16 protein-coding genes and 1 pseudogene are annotated in these 17,172 nt (G+C 54.6%); 12 read left to right on the top strand and 5 right to left on the bottom strand.

Going from position 1 to position 17,172, the window contains the following annotated elements:
- Positions 1-57 precede the first annotated feature (57 nt).
- The 6 genes from DB847_RS25965 to DB847_RS07515 all read left to right on the top strand — a co-directional run bounded on the left by DB847_RS25965 (position 58) and on the right by DB847_RS07515 (position 4,999).
- Positions 58-333, top strand: coding sequence for a YcjX family protein (locus DB847_RS25965; protein WP_267897745.1), 276 nt, complete (start codon positions 58-60; stop codon positions 331-333).
- The gene (locus DB847_RS07495; protein WP_267897746.1) at positions 330-1,469 is read left to right on the top strand and encodes a YcjX family GTP-binding protein; all 1,140 of its coding nucleotides are present in this window, start codon (positions 330-332) and stop codon (positions 1,467-1,469) included. The genes DB847_RS25965 and DB847_RS07495 overlap by 4 nt, the downstream gene beginning before the upstream one ends.
- Positions 1,466-2,500, top strand: coding sequence for a YcjF family protein (locus DB847_RS07500; RefSeq protein WP_108650116.1), 1,035 nt, complete (start codon positions 1,466-1,468; stop codon positions 2,498-2,500). The genes DB847_RS07495 and DB847_RS07500 overlap by 4 nt, the downstream gene beginning before the upstream one ends.
- 141 nt (positions 2,501-2,641) lie before the next feature.
- Positions 2,642-3,574 (top strand): HoxN/HupN/NixA family nickel/cobalt transporter, encoded by a 933-nt coding sequence (locus tag DB847_RS07505; protein WP_159084452.1) that lies wholly within the window; start codon positions 2,642-2,644, stop codon positions 3,572-3,574.
- 125 nt (positions 3,575-3,699) lie between these two features.
- Positions 3,700-4,188, top strand: a complete 489-nt coding sequence (locus DB847_RS07510; RefSeq protein ID WP_108650118.1) for a WbuC family cupin fold metalloprotein — start codon at positions 3,700-3,702, stop codon at positions 4,186-4,188.
- Positions 4,189-4,783: 595 nt separating this feature from the next.
- A complete protein-coding gene (locus DB847_RS07515) occupies positions 4,784-4,999 on the top strand; it encodes a DUF7661 family protein (RefSeq protein ID WP_108650119.1) in 216 nt (71 codons plus the stop codon).
- On the opposite strand, the gene DB847_RS07520 is transcribed toward DB847_RS07515, so the two are convergent.
- Positions 4,992-5,930 (bottom strand): tRNA-dihydrouridine synthase, encoded by a 939-nt coding sequence (locus tag DB847_RS07520; RefSeq protein ID WP_108650120.1) that lies wholly within the window; start codon positions 5,928-5,930, stop codon positions 4,992-4,994. The genes DB847_RS07515 and DB847_RS07520 overlap by 8 nt on opposite strands.
- Positions 5,931-6,031: 101 nt before the next feature.
- A complete protein-coding gene (locus tag DB847_RS07525) occupies positions 6,032-7,066 on the bottom strand; it encodes a glycerophosphodiester phosphodiesterase family protein (RefSeq protein ID WP_159084453.1) in 1,035 nt (344 codons plus the stop codon).
- A gap of 1,089 nt (positions 7,067-8,155) precedes the next feature.
- Here DB847_RS07525 and DB847_RS07530 point away from each other — a divergent pair.
- Positions 8,156-8,374, top strand: coding sequence for a hypothetical protein (locus DB847_RS07530; protein ID WP_108650122.1), 219 nt, complete (start codon positions 8,156-8,158; stop codon positions 8,372-8,374).
- Between the two features lie 213 nt (positions 8,375-8,587).
- Here the strand turns inward: DB847_RS07530 and DB847_RS07535 are convergent, their stop codons facing one another.
- Positions 8,588-10,090 (bottom strand): diguanylate cyclase, encoded by a 1,503-nt coding sequence (locus DB847_RS07535; RefSeq protein ID WP_108650123.1) that lies wholly within the window; start codon positions 10,088-10,090, stop codon positions 8,588-8,590.
- A 584-nt stretch (positions 10,091-10,674) separates the two neighbouring features.
- On the opposite strand from DB847_RS07535, the gene apt reads away from it, so the two are divergent.
- The 5 genes and pseudogenes from apt (at position 10,675) to DB847_RS07560 (ending at position 15,432) form a co-directional block, all read left to right on the top strand.
- On the top strand, positions 10,675-11,220 hold the full coding sequence (gene apt, locus DB847_RS07540) for an adenine phosphoribosyltransferase (protein ID WP_108650124.1): 546 nt from the start codon (positions 10,675-10,677) through the stop codon (positions 11,218-11,220).
- A 45-nt stretch (positions 11,221-11,265) separates the two neighbouring features.
- A complete protein-coding gene (dnaX, locus tag DB847_RS07545) occupies positions 11,266-13,671 on the top strand; it encodes a DNA polymerase III subunit gamma/tau (protein ID WP_108650125.1) in 2,406 nt (801 codons plus the stop codon).
- A gap of 60 nt (positions 13,672-13,731) precedes the next feature.
- Positions 13,732-14,061 (top strand): YbaB/EbfC family nucleoid-associated protein, encoded by a 330-nt coding sequence (locus DB847_RS07550; RefSeq protein ID WP_108650126.1) that lies wholly within the window; start codon positions 13,732-13,734, stop codon positions 14,059-14,061.
- A gap of 38 nt (positions 14,062-14,099) precedes the next feature.
- Positions 14,100-14,704: pseudogene (gene recR / locus DB847_RS07555) on the top strand (recombination mediator RecR).
- Positions 14,705-14,760: 56 nt separating this feature from the next.
- Positions 14,761-15,432: a type 1 periplasmic-binding domain-containing protein gene (locus DB847_RS07560; RefSeq protein ID WP_108650127.1), complete on the top strand. Its 672-nt coding sequence runs from the start codon at positions 14,761-14,763 to the stop codon at positions 15,430-15,432.
- Positions 15,433-15,453: 21 nt separating this feature from the next.
- Here DB847_RS07560 and DB847_RS07565 read toward each other — a convergent pair whose 3' ends face one another.
- Complete coding sequence (locus tag DB847_RS07565) at positions 15,454-16,245, bottom strand: substrate-binding periplasmic protein (RefSeq protein ID WP_108650128.1); 792 nt, start codon at positions 16,243-16,245, stop codon at positions 15,454-15,456.
- Positions 16,246-16,333: 88 nt separating this feature from the next.
- A complete protein-coding gene (locus DB847_RS07570) occupies positions 16,334-17,143 on the bottom strand; it encodes a DUF547 domain-containing protein (protein WP_108650129.1) in 810 nt (269 codons plus the stop codon).
- Between the last annotated feature and the right edge of the window lie 29 nt (positions 17,144-17,172).

A 17,172-nucleotide genomic window follows, 5' to 3' on the forward strand; every position in this document is an offset into this window, starting at 1 on the left:
AGCTTTGAGATAAGCTCTGATGTCATAGCCATACTCCCGGGAGGTTAGAGGAGCGTTATGGGAAAAGTTTCAAATACTCTGAGCCGTTGGCAACAAAATGGCCAGAATTGGATGCAGCGGGGGCTGGATCGCTCGTTGCGATTGGCGGTGACCGGGCTAAGCCGTAGCGGTAAAACCGCCTTTATTACCGCACTCATCCACCAACTTGAAAACGCAGGCACCGAGTCTGTGATGCCACTGTGGCAGATCGCCCGCCAGGGGCGGATCCTCGGATGCCAGAGAGTACCGCAGCTCAATCACCATATTCCCACTTTTGACTATGCCGGGGGATGAGCGCCCTCACCGCAGAGCCTCCTCTCTGGCCGAGTCCGACCCAGGGGGTGAGTGAGATACGTCTGGAACTGCGTTACCGACCCAGGGGACGGGTGGCCCGAACCCTGAGCGATACGGCGACCCTCTACCTGGAGCTGGTGGATTACCCCGGAGAGTGGCTGCTGGATCTACCCCTGCTTGATCTGGATTATACCGGCTGGAGCGAGGAGGTTCGCCAGCAGCTTGAGGGGGATCCTGAGCTTAAGTCCGCCGCTAGCGAGTGGCTGAGCTTGGGAGAGCAGCTCAGGGGGGCTGAGAGCCTGGATGAAAACCAGCTCACTGCTGTGGTACAGGCCTATACCGACTACCTGCATCACTGCCGTAGTGTGTTGGGGCATCAACTGGTTCAGCCCGGTCGCTTTATTTTGCCGGGGGAGTATGCCGGGGCCCCGGTGCTGCAGTTTATTCCCTGGCTGTGGGAGATCCCAAGCGATCCGCGGCGGGAAGGCAGCTTGTATCGCTTGCTCGAAGAGCGTTTTGAGCATTATAAGCAACACATAGTGAAAGGCTTTTATCGTCAGCATTTCTCGCAAATTGACCGGCAGATCATCCTGGTTGACTGTTTGGCACCGTTAAACCATGGGATGACTCATTGCCTGGAGCTGCAGCGAGCTTTGGCGCAGATCATGAAAAGTTTTGCCTACGGCAAGAGTAACTGGTGGCGCCGACTGTTTGCTCCCAGGATAGACAGGGTGCTGTTTGCCGCCACCAAGGCCGATCATATCACTCCGGATCAACATGCAAACCTGGTTTCCTTGCTTCAGCACCTGGTGCGTCAGGGGTATCAGCAGGCGCAGTTTGAGGGGATCAAGATGGAGTGTATGGCACTGGCATCGATTCAGGCCACAGAGCCCGGGATGCAGCGAGAACAGGGAGAGGCCATTCCGGCCCTCAAGGGCAGGCGGCTGGAGGATGGCAAGCAGGTCATTCTCTACCCGGGAGAGGTTCCTGCTGAGTTTCCACCGGCATCCTTCTGGGAGCAGCAGGGGTTTTCCTTTAACGAGTTTGCTCCGCCGGAGCGGGTGATCAATCAGTGTATGCAGCATATTCGCTTGGACGCCGCCTTGCAGTTTTTAGTAGGAGATAAGCTAAGATGAGTCAGCAGTATCGTCCGTATCGCGAGTTTAAACACGAAGAGGTTGTTGAGGAGGCAAGCTTCTCTCCGGCTCAGGAGTTTGAGCAGCAAGAGAGCTGGGCGCCCCTGAATCAGCAGGAGATTGCGGCCGCTGAGCTTGAGGAGGCGGTGTGTGATGCGATCGCACCACGCAAACGAAAGCCTCGCTACTGGCTACGCTGTATCGGGGTGGCGGTCGCAGCCCTGTGTGGCTATGAAGTGGTTGATTTTATCTGGCAGCAGTGGCTGAGCTCCCCCTGGCTGGGAGGTTTCTACGGCGTCGTCACCGGGACGGTGATCTGCGCCGCAGGCTCGGCCTTTGTCCGGGAGCTGTGGAAGCTGCGGGCGCTGAAGCGTGGTCAGGATCTGCGCTCCAGGGTTGAGACTCTGCTGGTTTCAGATACCGTCGGGCAGGCTCTGCCCTTGTGTGAACAGCTGGCAGTCGAAGGCGGGTTTGATAAGAGCCCGGGCTATCAGCGTTGGTTGGAGCAGCTAACCTCGGTACATAACGACCGGGAGGTACTGGTGCTGTTTAGCCATCTGGTGCTTGCTGAGCGGGATAAACTGGCCAGAGCCCGGGTGACCAAGTGGTCGGGGGAGGCAGCGGTGATGATCACCGTCAGCCCGATGGCCACTTTAGATATGCTACTGTTGTTGTGGCGAAATCTTAAGATGATTGAGGAGCTGAGCGCCCTGTATGGGATTGAGCTTGGCTACTGGAGCCGGATCCGCCTGCTGAAGATGGTATTTCACAACATGATCTTTGCCGGAGTGACCGAGATGCTGACCGATGTCAGCCTGGATCTCTTTAGTGCGGATCTGATGGCCAAGGTCTCCGGGCGCCTGGCCCAGGGGCTGGGGGCGGGCTTGATGACGGCACGCCTTGGGTTTCGCACCATGGCGATGTGTCGCCCGGTGCCCTGGCAGGAGGAGGAGCGCCCCAAGCTCTCGGCGGTGCGTAAGCAGTTGCTCTCTTTGCTTAAGCACAGATTTAAGGAGAAGGATCAGGCGTAAGGCTTTGGGGCTGATAGAGGTTTCTTTGATCTGTTAGGGCGTTGCCTGCCGGATGCGGACGTATAATGTCCGCTTTTTATTATTTACCGATGTTTTTTTAGACGGGTATTTTCAGGGTTTGTTTTCAGATGGTAAGGGATGATGAGAGAGTTTATTAAACCGATCACGATTTTATTTGGCAGTGCGGTCCTGGTGTGGCTGCTGATCTATGCCGCGATCCCCAGTGGTTCAAAACTGCTGGTATTTTGTCTGCTGGCGTTTGCTTTGGGGCTACGTCACGGACTGGATGCCGATCATATCGCTGCAATCGATAATATTACCCGCAAGATGGTGGCAGATGGTCAGAGTAAATACACGGTCGGCATCTATTTTGCGCTGGGCCACTCCAGTGTGGTGTTCCTGATGACCCTGATGATAGTGATCGGGGTGCTCACCTTTAAAGGCAATCAGACCCTGGCAGATATTGGCGCCATGGTCGGGACCACGGTATCAATTCTGTTTTTGCTGATCACGGCTCTGATTAATGCCTGGGTGTTTCGCAATGTGTATCGCAACAACGGAGGAGATCAGGCTCCGAGCGGGATCTTTGTCAAACTGTTCCACCGGATCTTCAACTATGTGACCCGGCCAAGCTACATGTATTTTGTCGGATTCCTGTTTGGCCTTGGCTTTGATACTGCAACCGAGATCGCTATTCTCGGGATGGCCGCCAGCCAGGCGATGGACGGTGTCGCCATCTACTATATTCTGCTGCTGCCGGTTGCCTTTGCGGTGGGGATGTGTATCACGGATGCACTGGATAGCTGGATGCAACTGGGCCTTTGTAAGTGGTCCAACTACAGCTCCTATAGCCGGCGGCGTTATAACCTGGCGATTACCGCTTTTTCTGTGGTTGTGGCGGTGGGAATTGCCGGGGTCGAGATCCTGGGCATGCTGAACTCCCAGGCCTGGCTGAGCGGCTTCTTCTCCGACAACTCTGAGCTGATTGGACTGGCGATCGTGGTTATTTTTGGCGGCAGCTGGCTGCTGGTGCGGCTTTTCAGTAAAAGCCGCCTGGCAATTGCCAAATCCTGATTGAACCGGTTTTCTCTGAGCCCCAGCCCGGACTTCGGGTTGGGCCCTGGAGATGGGTGATGATCCAGTGTATTTTCCAGGGACTCTCGGTGTTTTTTGAATTAATTGACTGAAAATGGAGTGTTATGAACCAGCCCATTGATCGAGCGCTGTTTAACAGCCTCGAAGAGCAAGCTCAGGCCTCTGAGCGAAAGCGGATGAACCATAACTTTCACCAGAGCCCGGATGATCCGGTGCAGCGGATGTTGCTGAGCTTTGCACCCGGTACTTATATCCCGCCTCATCATCACCCTGAGCCCAATAAATGGGAGATGCTGGTGGTGCTTTCGGGGGCCTTGGAGGTTCTGTTGTTTGATGAGAGTGGGGCGTTGAGCGAACGCATCACCCTCAAAGCCGGGGGGGAGTGCAGCGGGATCGAGATGAAGCCCGGACAGTGGCACAGCATGTACCCTGTGGGGGAGTGCGCGACTGTTCTTGAGCTTAAGCCCGGCCCCTTCGTGCCGGCGACACCGGCTCACTTTTCAAACTGGGCTCCCGAGCCGGGAAGTGAGCAGGTTGAGGAGTTCATGAGCTGGATGAGCACAGCGCAGCCCGGGGAGCGCTGGAGCAGGTAACGGCTGAACTGTCAGGTTCCCATTGAAAAGCCGCTTTATTTGAAAGCGGCTTTTTTGTAGCAGAAAAAATAGCACATAAACCGGGTAAAACAATTTCTGGCTTTTACTTTCCATTGATAATTTCCTCGTGGATTGGCAAGTTTTATATCGATCACCTTTCTACAAGAAAAACCTTTCAGAAATCCAAATTGCTATCGGAACATGGATTTTGAACTTGTAATATCTTTTCGCCCTCACTATGGTGCTGGATTATTCATGCTGAGTGTGTGTGAGAAACTCTCAGATCGTCCCCCTGAACAGGGATTTATAAATCAATTAGTCATATATTTACCTTTTTTTGATAGGGTCTTGTTTCCCTAATTCAATTATTTCGGACAGGCAAGTTCGAAACTAATTTTAAATATATGTAAATAGATTCGAGTTTATTTCACAACACACCCAAATATATCCCAATACATTTTTCATTGTTGACCGGATAAACAGAACAATCGCCCCAACCAGCGATGTCCTGTTTCCTGTACACAGGTTAAAGATTAAAAATGGGAACGATTTCTTAAAGATTAGACTTAGTCCGACATAGAGAAAGAAGGGTTGAATGCTGTATTTTAATGTTTTCGGTCAGATGATGGGGGTGCTGCGTCGTGATGAGGAGTGGTGTTTATACCATTGCTCGGAGCGGGGACTTCGTTTGCCGATTTTTGATGTGATTATTCCCTCCGAGCTTGGGGAGGATGAGCTGGGCGACTTTTTGGGTAAGGCCTATGCCCACCTTGCAAAGTGTGGGCAGCGGCGGGTGGTAGCCGTTAGCTAACGCCGTGGCACAGAGCGCTGAGCTCTTTAAGAAACTCCTGATTGTCATGCTGGCGGCGCATGGCGAGGAAGAGATCTTTTGCTTCACTGTACTGTTGGCGCAGGTAGGTTAACCATTGTTTGCAGCGGTGTGCGAGATACTCGGGGTTATCCCGGCTCATCAGCTCGGCATATTCAACCAGCAACTGAGCGGTTTGTTGCCAGCTATAGCTAGATTCTCCACGGATACTCCGGGCCAGGTTTGGCAGGTTGAGGGCTCCGCGGCCGATCATCAGGCTGCTGCAGCCGGTTTGCCGGAGGCACTCCTGAGCATCCCACTGATCCCAGATCTCGCCATTGGCGATCACAGGTATCTCAATGGCCCGGTTGATCTCACCTATCTTCTGCCAGTCGATTTTATCGGCGCGGTAGCCATCGACCTTGGTTCGGCCATGGACACAGAGCTCGCTGGCCCCGGCGGCTTCGATAAGCTGGGCGATTTTCAGGCAATCTTCGCTGTGATCCCATCCCAGGCGTATCTTGGCACTTACCGGCAGATGGGATGGCACCGCGTCGCGCACCGCTTTGACCACCGAATAGATAGATTCAGGCTCCTGTAACATGAAGGCTCCGCCCTGGGAGCGGTTCACATTCTTGGCCGGGCAGCCAAAGTTTAGATCGACACCCGGAGAGCCCATCTCACAGGCTTGCAACGCATTATCTGCCATCGCCCGGGGGTTTTGTCCCAATAGCTGGACTCTTACCGGCACTCCGGCGATCTGTGATCCCTGGTTTAACTCAGGGTAGTGACGCAGAAAAACCTTTTTGGGAAGTGTCTGGTCGATGATCCGGATAAAGGCACCGATACACAGATCAAAACCCCCCTGAGCACACAATAGTTCGCGCAGGCTGTGATCCAGAACACCTTCCATCGGCGCGAGAATAATGCGCATGAGAGCCTCGTTGCTGAAAAAGAGCGCATTTAAGCAAAATAACGGCACAGGCTCAAGGGAAAAGGCTCGGAAACTACCCGGCCCGCAGGCCGGGAGCGGAGTTAGCTATGGGAGCGGATGGTAAATCCCTGTGGCAGGTTATAGCCCCGGGCTGCCAGCACGCCGCGCAGCTCGTCGGGACGATCGCTGATGATGCCATCAATGCCCCAGTTAATCAGCTTGACCACCTGAGGGTAGTTGAACTCTGTGCCCTCCTGCTCCGGCCATCCCCAGACGACGACCTTGAGCCCAAGCTTATGGGCCTCATCGATCTGAGCCTTGGTGATATCCATTTCGTAGGGCTCCCAGGCGGCGCCTCCCAGTTTTTTCACAAGCCTTGGCCAGGAGTTACCATAATCCTGGACCTTGTAACCCGCGGTCCAGGCGGTGGAATCACTGCTGTCACCATTGGCGGTGAGATAGGCGGTTTTAATCTTAGGATCCAGTTTATTGAGGGCGATGAGACAGGCAAAATCAAAGGCCTGAACCTCGGTTCTGTCGATCACATCCTCCTGCTTGAGCAGGGTATAGAGGGCCTTGGCGTACTGCTCCGGGGTAGCGCTCTGTTCGGGGTGGGTGGGATCGTTTTTGATCTCAATCTGGAAACCGACCTTATCGCCGGCAACACGCTTGGTGTATTCAATCACCTGCTTGAGAGTCGGGATTTTTGCATCTTTTTCGGCCAGCTGGTAGGGGAAAAACTTAGCATAGGCGGTACCGGGCTTAAGCTCGCCGACATTATAGCTTTGCAGCTGCTGATAGGTCAGATCATGGATAAGCAGGCTCTTTTTGATGAAGTTCCCCTGGCTATCACGGGTGATATTTGGGTTAAGCCCCAGATCGTGGGTCACCACCAGGACCCCGTCTTTGGTCATATTGATATCCATATCAATATAATCGACTCCCATCCTCAGGGAGGAGCGGTAGTTGGCCATGGTATTTTCCGGCCCCAGTCCCCGGCCGCCCCGGTGGGAGTAGATCTGAACATTCTGACCATCGAGTGGCTTACCGTTAAACTGTTCAACCTGTGATGCAGCGCTGCAGCCGGCTGCAAAAAGCAGTGTGGCAGTTCCCATAGCGATGAGTGTTTTTTTCATCAATCCTCCTGAAAGCATAGTTCCTGTGTGTGGCAGCAATGAAGCCGGCGATGAGTCGCCGGGGAAGTGCACTCCTGACCCCATAAAGGGGTTGGGATAAGTTTCGAAATTGTAATGAGACTGTTGGGCTTAAGGAATGGCTGCAGAGGGTAATATATTGAAACTGTGACTGATTTCACTGATGCACCTCTGCGACATTTTATGCTGTACCGATCTATTGGCTGCCTCTCTTACTGAGCCTGCATCTTAATTTTGGATTGTTACAGGTGTATGACTCTTACCAAGCTTGTTTCAGGTTGCTTGACCTGCAGTCAGCCTAGTTGTGCCTGCGGCACATTGCCGCTGCCGAGCGGCGGCGGGTCAGGGGGACTGCTCACCCAGTCCCCCTAACAACCCCGAGGGTGCCCCTCGATTCGCTTTTCTCCTCAAAATCATAGTGTTTTGAAGCACAACGCAGACAGTATGTCCCTATACTGGCTGCGCACTTGCAGCATCCATGCTGCTCAACTTCAAATCACTTTATGATTCTTCGGTGCGAATCAAAGGGGGAAGTTAACTCACTCCCGCGAGTGAGCGCTGAGGTGAACTATAAGCCCACTATTTTTGTTCTCGAGGCAGGATGCCTAGCACCGCAGCTTGATGGAGGAATCCATCTCGCTGCGTGCTGCGAGTTTATCATTCCTGATAAACCTCCCCAGCTTGATGTCATATCTCGCGTTACGTTACTCTGAGGAGCAACTTCACCCCTTCGCAGAGCTTTGCGGTTCGGCGTCCTGCCTCTAACAGATAAAAAACCAAGATTACTTCTATAGCTGAATCGAAGAGAGGAAGTTAAATCCCCCGTGAGTGAGCGCCGAGGTGAGCCGATGAGGATTGGAGTTGAGCAACAGGACGTTGTGAAAGCGTAGTCAGGCCATGGAAGGTCTGTCTACGCGGCACTTCAATCATCAGGTGAGCTGAGGATAAAGCGAGGTCCGGGACGCGAGGGGATTGCACGCCGCTAATGCCATCCTTGGCTAACGCGGCATTCACACTTCCTTGTGTATCAGGGGAAAGGTGTATCCCTGCCATACAGGATGTAGCAATGCCGTGGAAGGCAGGACGCCTAAGAACGGTCTTTGCTCGCTGTCGGGCGACCCCGACATCAGTGCAGCACAGCTGCAAAAAGGCCATCTGCAGGATAATAACAATCAGCCTATGCTGATGGAGGCCAACATCCTGCCCGCGCGTGCAAAAACGGGCAAAAAAAAAGCCGCATCGATGGGATGCGGCGGCTCAGAATCTGGTGTGACAAGTTTTGCAATGTGATGGATTGTCAGATCCGCTGACCACTCATCTTTGGTTTTAAAGATGAAAGGTCAGCAGGCCTGCGACCTGTACCATGACTGAGCCAAGGCTCTTTTGTTTCTGTGACTCTTTCTTCAGGAACGCCGGGAATTCTAACATCCCGGCGGGATGGCGGGCAGTCTCCTTTTTACCGACAAAAGCCGGAGGTTTGTTGCCCGCTTGTTGCCTGTTTGCTTAGCGGATCAAGTCCCGTCGAAAGTGGCACACCTGGTTCTTGCCGCTTTTTTTCGCCTGATACAGGGCCTTGTCGGCCTCATGCAGCAGTTGGCTTTGTAGGGGCTCGATCGGGGCATCACGCTTGGGGGCCATGGTTGAGACCCCAAGGCTTGCGGTGATCCCTATGGGGAGAGTGTCTATGGCTGCGATCGCCTGACGAAAGCGCTCTGCAGACTCGATGGCTCCCTGTTCGTCGGTATCCGGGAGGATGACGGTGAACTCCTCCCCACCATAGCGGGTGATCAGATCGCCGCGGCGCGCGGTACTCTTGAGGCTTTGGGCCAGTGCAACCAGGGCCTGATCCCCCAGGGGATGGCCGTAGGTATCGTTAAAGCTTTTGAAGTTATCCAGATCCAGCATGATGGCCGAAAGGGTGCGTTTACCCCGCTGTGACAGCAGCAGGTAGGTTTCAAGCTCAAGAGAGAGCAGACGGCGGTTGCCCACCTGAGTGAGTTCATCCGTGGTGTTTTGCTCAAACAGCTTTTGGTTGGCCTGCTCCAGCTCCCTGGATTTCTCCAGAATTTGCGCCTCGTATTGCTTGCGCTCGCTGAGATCGTTCAGGGCGCAGAGAATCAGCATCCCCTGAGGTGTCTCGATGAGGTTGAGGCCGACTTCGACCGGGAACTCATCCCCGCTTCGTTTACAGGCGAGCAGGTGACGCCCCAGCCCCATGGGCCGGGTGGAAGGGGATTTGAAAAACTTATTTCTTAGCTTGGGGTGGCGGCCCCGGATCGAGGGAGGGATCAGGATCTCGACGACCTGTCCCTGGAGCTCCCCGGCAGAATATTCAAACAGACGCTCCGCCTGCTGGTTGGCAAAGGTGATGACTCCCTTATCATTGATCATCAGCATAGCGCTGGGAGAAGCCTCTATGCCCTGGCGAAACATCTGCTCTGCGAGCCTGATCTGCTGGAGTGAGGACTCAAGCTCCAGCTGGCGTTGGTGGCGTTCCAGTTCATTACCGATCCAGATCCCCATCAGCTTAAGAGCGTCAATATCGATCTCGGAGAATTTACGCTCTCTTGGGACCGGGCTTGAAAAATTCAAAGTGCCATAGGTTTCACCTTTGAGAAAAACCGGGATCCCAATATAGGATTCGAGTTGGAACTTTTTATAGGCAGGGTGGGTATTGTAATCTGACTCTCCCATATGCTCGAAGCCGGTTGGTGCGTTGGCGTTTAAGGTGATGGAGCAGTAGGTTTCCTCAAAATCGAACTGGTCACCCGGGTTGAGGGGAACCTGCTCCGGGCAGTGGCAGTGCAGCACTGTATAGACGTTATCTTCGCAGTGGGAGAGGATCCCTATTTCCAGATCAAAGCGTTCACAGCCGAGCTTGAGAAGCTCTTGAACCTGGTGGGCGAGACCATGCTCGTAATCTGAGGTGATCTTGTACAGTGTGCGGATCACTTTCTCACTGTCACTAAACCGGGATGGGTCGCCCAGGTGTGTTGCTTCTTCCATGAGACAGATACCTCGATGAGGGAATGCACAGATGAGTCCAGTATATCCGAGCTTTTTCACCTCGGGTATGCCCGTGATGGTGTGAACTTTCCAAACGGTGACCCGTGAGAGAATCCAGGGCCTAAAAATCGCCATTTATGTTGCAATTTGTTGACAGTTATTCAACCTGACTGGCGGTGCGGCAGACTTTGGGTGACTTGCAATACGGGGGGGATAAGCCTAATCTATTGTCGCAAAGAGATACGCGATTTAGCCCGGCGTTTGCCAGGCTCTGTTGACATTTCCAATTTTGAACCTGTTGCCCCTGAAAATGCTCTGTTCGCGACGCGAATCACGCGGTTTCGTTGCTCTAAATAAGTGATGAGCAACAATGAACAGGGCTTTTTCAGGCGTAACCCGATGGGCAGTGGCTCTTTTTCCTCCCGGCGGCGTTATCAGATGTTCATGTAGAACAACTACACCACGCATCTTCTGCCTTGCCGGATGAAAAAATTGCCAATTGCAGAACCAAATCTGAAACGTCAACAGAGCCTATTAAAAACGGTGGGCTTTTTTATTGGTTAAATGACAAAATCTGAAGACCCATGAAACAACAAACACGTGAACTGATCCAGTCAAGCATCCGTGCGATTGCTGACTACCCTAAGCCCGGAATCATCTTCCGCGATATCACCAGCCTGGTTGAGGATGCAGCTGCATTTAAGGCGACCATCGATGAGCTGGTGGCTCACTATAAAGATGCGGGAATCGACAAGGTTGTTGGAACCGAGGCCCGTGGCTTCATCTTTGGAGCGCCGGTGGCAGCCGAGCTTGGAGTGGGCTTTGTGCCGGTGCGTAAGCCTGGAAAGCTCCCCCGGGAAGTGATCGAAGAGAGCTATGAGCTCGAGTATGGGCAGGATACTCTGCAGATGCATAAAGATGCGATCAGTGAGGGGGATAAGGTGCTGATCGTCGATGATCTGCTGGCGACCGGTGGCACTGCAGAGGCTGCCGTTCACCTGGTACGTCGTCGTGGTGGCCTGGTCCATGATGCGGCGTTTGTGATCTCCCTTTGCGATCTGCCGGGTGAGAAGAAGCTGCAGGCATTGGATATCAATGTGTGTAAGCTGGTGGAATTTGAAGGCGAGTAAAGTTCGTTTTTTGAGTCACTATGGCATGGATGAGATGCGATTAAGATGAGTTATCAAGTATTGGCCCGCAAATGGCGGCCACGCAACTTCCAGGAAGTTGTGGGTCAGCAGCATGTGCTGATGGCATTGGGCAATGCGATAGAACAGGGGCGGCTGCACCATGCCTGGTTACTCAGTGGTACGCGGGGGGTGGGAAAGACCACCATTGCGCGGATCCTGGCGCGCTGTCTCAACTGTGAGCAGGGCGTCACCGCAACGCCCTGCGGAACCTGTGACTCCTGCCTGGCGATCGAAGCCGGACGTTTTGTCGATCTGATGGAGATCGATGCCGCCTCCCGAACCAAGGTGGAAGACACCCGGGAGCTGTTGGATAACGTCCAATACAAGCCTGCCCGTGGCCGCTTCAAGGTGTACCTCATCGATGAGGTGCACATGCTGTCTCGCCACAGCTTTAATGCGCTGCTCAAGACCCTTGAGGAGCCGCCTCCCCATGTGAAGTTTTTGCTGGCCACGACCGATCCGCAAAAATTGCCGATCACCATCCTGTCCCGCTGCCAGCAGCTCCATCTCAAGAACCTGTCTCGTGAGCAGATCCTGGGGCAGTTGGAGTATATCCTGGGGCAGGAGGGGGCAAGCTGGGATGATGGTTCTCTGCAGGCCCTGGCAAAGGCGGCCAACGGCAGTATGCGTGATGGGCTGAGTCTGACCGATCAGGCGCTGGCCTGTTGCAGTGGAGCCCTCGAAATGGGCGCCGTTCAGGCGATGCTGGGCACTTTAGATGTGGATTATCTGCACCAGCTGTTTACCCCGCTGCTTGAGGGGGATGGCGATGGTCTGATGGCCAGGGCCCGCGAGATTGCGCAGTTGGGGGTTGACTTTGACCGGGTTCATCAGGAGCTTGAATCCCTGTTGCACCGAGCGGCCATGATTCAGCTGGCTCCGGCCGCGGTCGACCGGGAGCAGGCCGATCATCAGCTACTGCGCCGCTTAGCCGAGGCGTTGCCGGCGGAGCAGCTGCAGCTTTACTACCAGATAGCTCTCAAGGGGCGGGAGGAGTTGCCGATGGCTCCGGATCCCCGCAGTGGTTTTGAGATGACTTTGCTGCGGATGCTGGCATTTCAGCCCTTGGCGAAAAATACCGGGGCGGCACAACCGCAAAATTTTAGCCAGGCTCGGAGCCAGAGTGCCTCAGAGGGCATGGCTTCGGGCGCGCAGTCGCTATTTGCCGAGCAGCAGGCCCTGCTCAGGCAAGCAGCTGAGCTGACCTCGCCCTCTGAGCCCGCCCCGGCGGTAGCTCCCCCGCCTCAAGCCTCCGCAGTGGAGCAGAGTATTACCCGTGAGGCGCTGGAGAGCGAACAGCGTCAACTGATGACCGAGCTGGAGCCTGTGGCGACTGTGGTTGTCGAGCCTGAGGCTAAGTCCGGACCTCAGGCATTGGCCGGGTCGGCACCCGTGGCTGAATCGGCTGCAATGGCAGAGCCTGAACTGGCACCAGTAAACGAGGTGGTTCAACCAGAGCCGGCGGCGGAGCAAACGAGCACTTTTGATGCGAACACGGAGCAGGTCGCTTCCTCTGAGGCTGGGGGCTTGCAGCAACTACTGGCTCGGCGTCGCCAGCTACGAAGCTTTCGTAACACGAGTGATAATTCTGACAAGGGTGAGGCGCAAGCAGCTCCTGCTCAGTGCTCACCATCTAAGGAAGTAGCGCCTCGTCCGGCACCATTTCAGGCGGAAATGGCTCAGCAGAGCTCTGGATCACAAGAGCTCACCTCGGTGAACCCATCTGATATGGGGGCGCAGCCACCTGTGGAGGAGGTGCTTCAGCAGCCAGGGGCTGCTGATCATGGCGTAGAGCCGCAGGTGGAGCGTACTGTCAGCGGGGCGGTAACTTCGGTTGAAGATCGCCCGCCCTGGGAGGAGCCTCTTGATGAATCCGGGGTTCGACCCCAGGCTGCTTTACAGCAGCCACAGCAGCCACAGCAGCCACAGCAGCCACAGCAGCCACAGCAGCCACAACAGGAATCAACTGCTGTGCGGGGGCGGGGTGAGATTGCGGCCTCACTGCTGGCAGGTAGCGGTGACCCATGGGCCACCCTGATTGGCCGCAGTGAGTTGCAGGGGAGGCTGCGTCAGTTGGCGCTGCACTCGGTGGGTATTTTGGAGGAGAGTTGCTGGGAAATTAAGCTTCGTCCCTCCCATCGCCACCTGCTCAATGAGCGCTCCGAACAGGAGTTTGTGATGATCCTCTCCCGGGTATTGGATGAGGGCCATCAGCTGAAGGTGAACCTTGGCGCCGAGGGGGAAGGAGAGACCCCAACGGAGCTTGCTCAACGCCTCTATGGCGAACTCTGCCAACAGGCGGTACAATCCGTCGAACAAGACCCCGGGGTGAGACAGCTGGTCGAACACTTTTCGGCGGTGCTGGATTTGGATAGTATTGAGCCCCGGTAACTTGAAATCACAAAGAATTACCCAATATCTGGGTCATTACAGCAAAAAAGAGTAGAGACAATGTTTGGTAAAGGTGGATTAGGTAACATCATGAAGCAGGCGCAGCAGATGCAGGAAAAGATGCAGAAGCTGCAGGAAGAGCTGGCCCAGATGGAAGTTGTCGGTGAGTCCGGAGCGGGCATGGTCAAGGTCACCATGAACGGCAGTCACTCGGTACGCCGTATCGAGATCGATCCCGATTTGCTGCAGGATGACAAAGAGATGGTTGAAGATCTGGTTGCTGCAGCCGTTAACGATGCGGTGCGTCGCGTCGAGGAGCAGAATAAGAGCAAGATGGCAGAAGTCACAGGTGGGATGCAGTTGCCACCAGGCTTTCAGATGCCATTTTGATCAAGGAGCGGGCGCCATGGCGCCCGTTTTAATTGATGATGAAATTTAGCCCATTAGTCGATGCCCTGATCAGCGAGCTGCAGTGCCAGCCGGGAGTCGGGCCCAAGTCGGCGCAACGCATCGCGTTTCATTTGCTGCAGAGTGGACGTGAATCCGCAGCCCAGCTTGCGGCCGCCATGAGCGATGCCGTGAATCTTGTCGGGCACTGCGAGCGTTGTCGCACCTTTACTGAAAATCGTTTGTGTAGCCTGTGTGAAAACCCCAAGCGGGCCGAGTCGGGTCAGCTATGTGTGGTTGAGAGTCCCGCCGATGTGTTGGCGATAGAGCAGCTCGGTCACTACAGCGGTCGCTACTTTGTGTTGATGGGGCACCTCTCTCCCCTGGATGGAGTGGGGCCGGAGCAGCTGGGATTGGAACAGCTGGAGGCTATTTTTGCCGAGCAAGGCCTGGGTGAGGTGATCCTGGCGACCAACCCGACGGTTGAGGGAGAGGCAACGGCCTATTATATTGCCGAGCTTGCCAAGGATCATGGAATTGAGGTGAGCCGGATTGCCCATGGTGTGCCCGTGGGGGGGAGCTGGATCTGGTGGATGGCACCACCCTGGCTCACGCCCTGAGTGGCCGTCAGCCCTTTCAGGCATAGGTTTTTACTAGGGGGCCAAGCCCCCTTTTTGATGCAAAAAATAAGAAGAATAAGCCATGGATCTCAACTTTATTTTTATGCTGACCCGTCAGGATCAGACGGTGACGGGTGCCGGTGAGTACCTGGAGAAAGCACTCGGGACAGGGATTCGCCATATAGGTTTTAAAGATGTGGGCCTGCCGTTTGAGGAGCTTAAAACCCTGGCGCAGCGAATTCACCAGGCGGGGGCGACCTGTTATCTTGAGGTGGTCTCTTTGGATCTCGAAAGTGAGCTTCGATCGGCCCGGGCGGCTGTCGAGCTGGGAGTGGATTACCTGTTGGGAGGCACCCATCCCGAGGCGGTATTGCCGGTGATTGCTGGCAGCGGCATTAACTATTATCCCTTTGCCGGTCGAGTGGTCGGGCACCCGAGTGTGCTTGAGGGCTCTGTCGATGAGATTGTGGCCAGTGCCCGGGAGATTGCTGCTCTGGAGGGGGTGGATGGTCTGGATCTGCTGGCCTACCGGATGCGTGGAGATGTTGATCTTCTGATGGATTCGGTGTGTCGTGCCGTGAGTAAACCGGTGATCATGGCGGGCTCTATCGACAGCGAGCCGCGTATCGCGGCGGTGGCAGCATCGGGGGCGGCGGGCTTTACGGTCGGTACTGCGGCTCTGGATGGAGTGTTTCCCACAGAATCAGTCCTGGATGCACAGCTTGAGTGGATTCTGGAGAGGAGCCGGCAATAATCTGCTGGCATTGGCCCGGTGTTACTCAGGAAGAGCTGCTACCTCGGGTACCATATAGCGGGAAAGGATCCTCTCCTCAATACCCTTCTCTTTAAGCTGTTGCATGCCAGAGGCGAAGGCTGACAGGAGCTGTGGCGCATCCGGATGTTGGCGGCTGACCAACAGATAAGTATTTTTGCGAAGAATGTTGGCGGGAAGATTAGTGATCTGCATTCGTTCGGCAGGCTTGAAGCTCGACAGCAGGTAGTAGCCCACCTGAAAGTCTGCCGGGAAGAGATCGATGCGTCCTCGCAGCAGTTTTTTAAAATTAGCCACATCGGACTTGGCGCGGTTTAAACCTATATTCTGATCGTATCTATCCAGCAGGGGGCCGTAGCTATAACCAAAGGTTCCCCCGATGCTGTATCTTCTGAGTTTATCCTCGGTCAGCTCCTTCCCCAACTCAGCGAAGCTTCGATTCTTCAGATGAAAAAATACGTACTGGATGGGTGCGATCGGGATGCTGTAGGTAAAGTTTTTCTGGCGCTGTTTCGTCTTGAGCCAGGGAAAGGTCACGTCATGAACCCTGGCCTGGGTGAGCTTCATTGCCCGGGCCCAGGGGTAACAGCTGAAGCTGATTGCTATCTTCTGCTCTTTGAAGGCGGCTTCAACGATCTCAATCAGCAAGCCGTGAGGTTTCTCTCCCTGGCAGTGGATGTAGGGGGGCCAGTCGCCAACCGCGGCTGAGATTTCACTGATCCGGGGTAACCCTGATGCTGAGCTTGAGCTGCCAAGCAGGGCAAAAATGCTCACGACAGGGAACAGGAGCCTCATTGCTTTATCCGTTTGCGGGACCTTGACTTCAAGTATAGTGAGCAGCTTGCAACATCACCGGCCTTTAGTGAAGAGGCCGGTGAGCAGTTTACGAATCTAGCTGATTGAGCTGCCAGTTGTACTTCTGGTAATCCAGTTTAACCTTCGGATTTTTGAGTGCTTTTTTCAGTGCTGGGTTTTCCAGGTAGTCGCTGATGTAACCGAGCATCTGAGCCGGGCTTCCAAAGTCCTTACCATACCACTTAAAGATGCTGGAGAGTTCAACCTTGCTTCCTGAGAGGGCGACGCCCTTGGGGCTATTTACAAAGTGGCGAAAGGCCTGGTTGAGTTCGCTGTCGATATGGCTCCCGGTAAAGGGGGCTCGACGAAGATCCGGACAACCGATCGAAGCGCAGTTGACTGCGGCATGGATCCTGGGATCGTTCCAGATGGGGCGCAGTATCCTGTGTTCAATATCATTGAGAGTCAGGGATTGGCCCTCGACTTTGATCAGCTTCTCATCCCAGGGACCTGAGCTGAAAACCCCCGGTGAGATATCCAGAATGCTTTTTACCGGGTAGTGCTGCAGAATCACCTTGACCGTCAGCATATTGTAGAGATTGATCCAGTAAGCCAGCTGCTGATCCCGGTTGTAGCTGGAGATCTGAAGCTCGCTCAGCCGGTTTATCGCCTGGTTGAGTGCCTGTTTATCCTTAGCTGTGACCCCGGCGTAGTCCAAAAGACTTTGGCCCTGTTGCTCATGCCAGTAGCTCTTGAGAAAACTTTTCCAGACCGGGTATTGGATCGTCTGCTGTGACAGCGGGTTATCGGCAACCCACAGGTTCCAATACTCCTTGGCGGGTGCCGCAAGGGTGGCAAAACTGAACAGGGAGAGGGCAAGCAGCAGGGCTCGGAGCATGAGAATATACCGGATGTTTCGAAAATGTT

The organism is Dongshaea marina, assembly GCF_003072645.1.
Classification (GTDB): Bacteria; Pseudomonadota; Gammaproteobacteria; order Enterobacterales; family Aeromonadaceae; genus Dongshaea; species Dongshaea marina.

What these genes read in the sequence shown, in the direction of transcription:
- DB847_RS25965 (WP_267897745.1), top strand. Translation starts at nt 58, where the DNA reads ATGGGAAAAGTTTCAAATACTCTGAGCCGTTGGCAACAAAATGGCCAG.
- DB847_RS07495 (WP_267897746.1), top strand. Translation starts at nt 330, where the DNA reads ATGAGCGCCCTCACCGCAGAGCCTCCTCTCTGGCCGAGTCCGACCCAG.
- DB847_RS07500 (WP_108650116.1), top strand. Translation starts at nt 1,466, where the DNA reads ATGAGTCAGCAGTATCGTCCGTATCGCGAGTTTAAACACGAAGAGGTT.
- DB847_RS07505 (WP_159084452.1), top strand. Translation starts at nt 2,642, where the DNA reads ATGAGAGAGTTTATTAAACCGATCACGATTTTATTTGGCAGTGCGGTC.
- DB847_RS07510 (WP_108650118.1), top strand. Translation starts at nt 3,700, where the DNA reads ATGAACCAGCCCATTGATCGAGCGCTGTTTAACAGCCTCGAAGAGCAA.
- DB847_RS07515 (WP_108650119.1), top strand. Translation starts at nt 4,784, where the DNA reads ATGCTGTATTTTAATGTTTTCGGTCAGATGATGGGGGTGCTGCGTCGT.
- DB847_RS07520 (WP_108650120.1), bottom strand. Translation starts at nt 5,930, where the DNA reads ATGCGCATTATTCTCGCGCCGATGGAAGGTGTTCTGGATCACAGCCTG.
- DB847_RS07525 (WP_159084453.1), bottom strand. Translation starts at nt 7,066, where the DNA reads ATGAAAAAAACACTCATCGCTATGGGAACTGCCACACTGCTTTTTGCA.
- DB847_RS07535 (WP_108650123.1), bottom strand. Translation starts at nt 10,090, where the DNA reads ATGGAAGAAGCAACACACCTGGGCGACCCATCCCGGTTTAGTGACAGT.
- apt (WP_108650124.1), top strand. Translation starts at nt 10,675, where the DNA reads ATGAAACAACAAACACGTGAACTGATCCAGTCAAGCATCCGTGCGATT.
- dnaX (WP_108650125.1), top strand. Translation starts at nt 11,266, where the DNA reads ATGAGTTATCAAGTATTGGCCCGCAAATGGCGGCCACGCAACTTCCAG.
- DB847_RS07550 (WP_108650126.1), top strand. Translation starts at nt 13,732, where the DNA reads ATGTTTGGTAAAGGTGGATTAGGTAACATCATGAAGCAGGCGCAGCAG.
- DB847_RS07560 (WP_108650127.1), top strand. Translation starts at nt 14,761, where the DNA reads ATGGATCTCAACTTTATTTTTATGCTGACCCGTCAGGATCAGACGGTG.
- DB847_RS07565 (WP_108650128.1), bottom strand. Translation starts at nt 16,245, where the DNA reads ATGAGGCTCCTGTTCCCTGTCGTGAGCATTTTTGCCCTGCTTGGCAGC.
- DB847_RS07570 (WP_108650129.1), bottom strand. Translation starts at nt 17,143, where the DNA reads ATGCTCCGAGCCCTGCTGCTTGCCCTCTCCCTGTTCAGTTTTGCCACC.